Source organism: Streptomyces sp. 8L, from assembly GCF_020176795.1.
In the GTDB taxonomy this organism is placed as follows: domain Bacteria; phylum Actinomycetota; class Actinomycetes; order Streptomycetales; family Streptomycetaceae; genus Streptomyces.
The window spans coordinates 1-3,467 of sequence record NZ_JAIUKE010000735.1 but is presented as its reverse complement, the minus strand read 5'-3'; the positions used below and the strand labels follow the sequence as shown (position 1 = coordinate 3,467).

General features: G+C 73.3%; 2 protein-coding genes. One reads left to right on the top strand and one right to left on the bottom strand.

Annotation, left to right across the window (positions count from 1 at the left end; all coding sequences use genetic code 11):
* On the bottom strand, positions 1-1,652 hold a 1,652-nt coding region (locus tag LCE31_RS37985; RefSeq protein ID WP_225022705.1), incomplete at its 3' end, for a hypothetical protein.
* A 415-nt stretch (positions 1,653-2,067) separates the two neighbouring features.
* Here LCE31_RS37985 and LCE31_RS37980 point away from each other — a divergent pair.
* Positions 2,068-3,279, top strand: a complete 1,212-nt coding sequence (locus tag LCE31_RS37980; RefSeq protein WP_225022703.1) for an NAD(P)/FAD-dependent oxidoreductase — start codon at positions 2,068-2,070, stop codon at positions 3,277-3,279.
* The last annotated feature ends 188 nt before the right edge of the window (positions 3,280-3,467 follow it).

The following is a 3,467-nucleotide window of genomic DNA, read 5'->3' as shown; positions in this document are numbered from 1 at the left end:
ACGGCGCGGGTGACCGAGGTCCTGTCGAGCGTGAGGACGGTGTCCGCGCGTCCGCCGGACAGGCCGTAGGCCACCACGACGGGCGCGGCGCCGGGCACCGCCTCGGTGCCGTCCCAGGCGCGGTCGCCGATGCGGTACGTGGCGTCGATGTCGGCGTGCCCCTCGACGTTGCCGTTCGCCAGTACGCTGCCCCACACCTGCGTGTCGCTCGCGCGCTGCGACTGGACGAGGGCTCCGGCCACGGGGTGCCACAGCAGGCCCGGCCCGGTACGGACGTCGACACTCGGGCGCTTGCCGAAGAACGCCGCGAGGTAGAGGGCGGGCCTGCGGACGTAGAGGTACGTCTGGTCGAGCGCCGTGTCCTTGCGCTGGAGCGCGAAGTCGTCGGAGCGCAGATAGGGCAGGTGGCTGACGGCCGTCGCCTTCGCCTGGCGCGACGGGAAGGCCTCCGGGTAGGCCGCGTGGGTGAGGATGCGCGGGGACGTGTCCTGCTTGGCCGGCCCCGTCGCGGGTCCGGGCGCCGCCGCCCACTCGGCGCGCGTGCGCGCCCGGTCCTCCGCGGAGGTGAAGAAGGCTCCGAAGTCGGGGATCTCGGGGACGAACAGCGAGCCGAGGTTGGTGCGGTCGGGGTCGGGCACGACGTCGTCGTAGTACGCGACCCCGGTGCGCGCGGACGCGGCGACATACGTCAGCGCCCCGGAGCCGTCCGGTTCGCGTACGACGTTGTAGCCGAACCAGCCGGCGAACCCACGGGCCATGTCGAGCGCCGTCGAGCTGCCGGTGAGGTGGTAGATCTCGGCCAGCTCCGGGATGAGGACTTCGAAGTTGTAGTCGATGTCCATGCCGGTCGGCTCGTAGAAGAAGCCGGCGGGGCTCTGGCCGTGCGCCGCGATGTACTCGACGCGGTCGGCGAGGCGGGCCGAGAGTGTGCTGTCGGGGATGAGCTGGAGGGACCTGGTCGCGCTCGCGAGGCCGGCCGTGTTCTGGTTCGCGAAGTTGACCGGCGCGTCCCAGATGGCGTTGGCGGGATCGAGGAACCATGTCATGCCCTGCCGCAGTGCCGTCTCGATCTGGGTGCGGCGTGCGGCGAGCGCTCCCGCCTTGCGGAGGTTGGCGAGCGTCTTCGCGAGGTACCCGATGCCGAACCCGGTCGCGGCCTTCGACTTCTCGTCGACGGAGTACTCGGGCCAGGAGCCGTCGGGGTGCTGGAGGTTCAGGTAGTGGGCGATGGCCGCGTCGAGCCGGGAGAGCAGGGCCGCGTCGCCCGCGTACGGGTTCCAGGAACGGGCGTTGGCGTGGAACCAGCTCAGGGTGAAGACGTGTTCCTGCACGCGGGCGTTGGTCGGGACGCTCGGGGTGCGCCACCAGCCGCCGCCCATGAAGCCGAGTTGGGCGGGGTCGTCGACCACGATGTCGTTCGTCATGCCCGGGAGGATGGCGAGGTACGGGGCGTAGCGCTGTTCGAGCGGCGCGAAGAGAGCGCGGACCGGGGCGCCCGGCGGCAGGGGCGCCAGGGGCGGGAAGGGCCCCGCGGGCGGTGGGACCGCCGCCTGCGCGGTGCCGCCCGCCCACCGCGTTCCCAGCAGCGCGGCGGCGCCCAGCGCACCGCCGAGGACTGCTCGCCTGCTGACCGGCCGGAGTTGAGGTGCCACAGCTGCCTCCACCGTGTTAATGCGTATTAGTAACCAGTCGCGAGCGTCCACCGGCGTCTGATCACTCGAATGCGGACGACGCTAAGTGCGCTCTCTGCCACTGTCAACCAAGGGCGTCGACACGGATTTCGGCGGTCTGGTCGGTGCATGGGGGCGGACTGGAGCGGGCGTCGCGCCCAGCGCGCGAGCGTCGCGCGGTGGCTCTTGACGCGCCTCGTGCCACGGTCCACAGTGCACGGGGACGCGGCGGCGACCGGCGGAGCGTGGTGTGTTTCCGCGCACGCCCCCGCATCACTCCTGTGTCTCATCTCCCATGCGCTCAGGCGGAGTTGAGCGTGCCGAAGACCAACTCCCGTACCGTCGGCCGGGATAGGCTCACGCCGGTCCGGGCGAGGCGTGAGGAGGGCATACTGCCGTGCAAGACATCGTGGTGGTCGGCGCGGGGGTCGTGGGCGCTTCGGTCGCCCACCACCTGACGCTGTTGGGACACGACCGGGTGACCGTGCTGGACACGCGCGCCCGGGAGGTGCTGCCCGGCTCGACGGGCCTGGCCCCCGGGTTCGTCGGCCGGCTCAGCTCGACGCCGGAGCTGGCCGCGCTGGCCAAGGACAGTGTCGCCGCCTACCTCGCCGTGTCGAAGACGTCGGACGCGCCCGTGTTCCGGCCGGTCGGCTGCCTGGAGATCGCCACCGCTCCCGGCCGGCTGCACCGCGCCCACCAGGACGTCGAGCACGGCCGCGCCCTGGGCATCGAGGCGCGCGTGGTCGACGCGGCACAGGCCGTCGCGCTCGCCCCCGGGCTCGTCGACCCCGAGCGGGCGCTCGGGGCGCTGTACATCCCGGACGACGGCGCCGCCGATCCGGTCGCGCTCGCCCTCGCCCTGGTCGGCGCGGCGGAAAGCCGCGGCGCCCGCTTCCGGTGGAACACGCCCGTCCGCGCGCTGGAGACGGACCGCGGGGACAGGGTCGTCGGGGTCAGGACGGGTGGGGACGGCGCGCTGCTGAGGGCGGATCAGGTCGTCCTCGCGGCCGGCGTCTGGGGCGCCGCCCTGGCGGCGGACGTGGGCGTACGGCTGGACATGGTGGCCGTACAGCACCCCTACGTGTTCACGGCGGAAGTGCCGGGCCTCGACGACACCCCCATCGACGCACCGATCGTCCGCTACCCCGACCACTCCGTCTACACCCGCCGCCACGGCCGCCGCTACGGCATGGGCACCTACGCGCACACTCCCCTGCCCCTGACGCTGCCCGCCGCCCCGGTGTCGGCCGAACGGCCCTTCCGTGAGGCCGACTTCGGCACCGCCGTCAGCGAGGCTCGCTCCCTGGTACCCGCCTTCAGGAAGGCGCCGCTCGGACGCCGGCTCAACGGTGTGTTCGCCCTGACACCCGACGAGATCCCACTGGTCGGCCCGGCGGAAGGGCACCCCGGCCTCTGGTTCGCCGAGGCCTCGTGGGTGACCCACGCGGGCGGCGTGGGGCGGCAGCTCGCGCACCTGCTGCTGGGGGCCGGCGACCCGGTCGTAGACCCGGCGAGGACGGCCCCCGGCCGCTTCGCCGCCTGGAGTGAGGAGAAGGTCCGCGAGAGCGCGCTCGGCCACTACCGGGGCATCTACGAAGCACACTGAGCACAACTGAACTCCACGGCCGCGGCCGGGAGTCCGGCCGTCGAACGGGGCGGGATTGGCCTGAAGCGGCCGCCGTCCCGCTCGCCCGCGAGGCCCTAGCATGAGCGTGCCGCCCCGGTACGCCTGCCGTTCGCGGAACCGGCCGCGCACCGGGGACCGGCCAGGAGACGACGGCCGCCGGGGGGGGC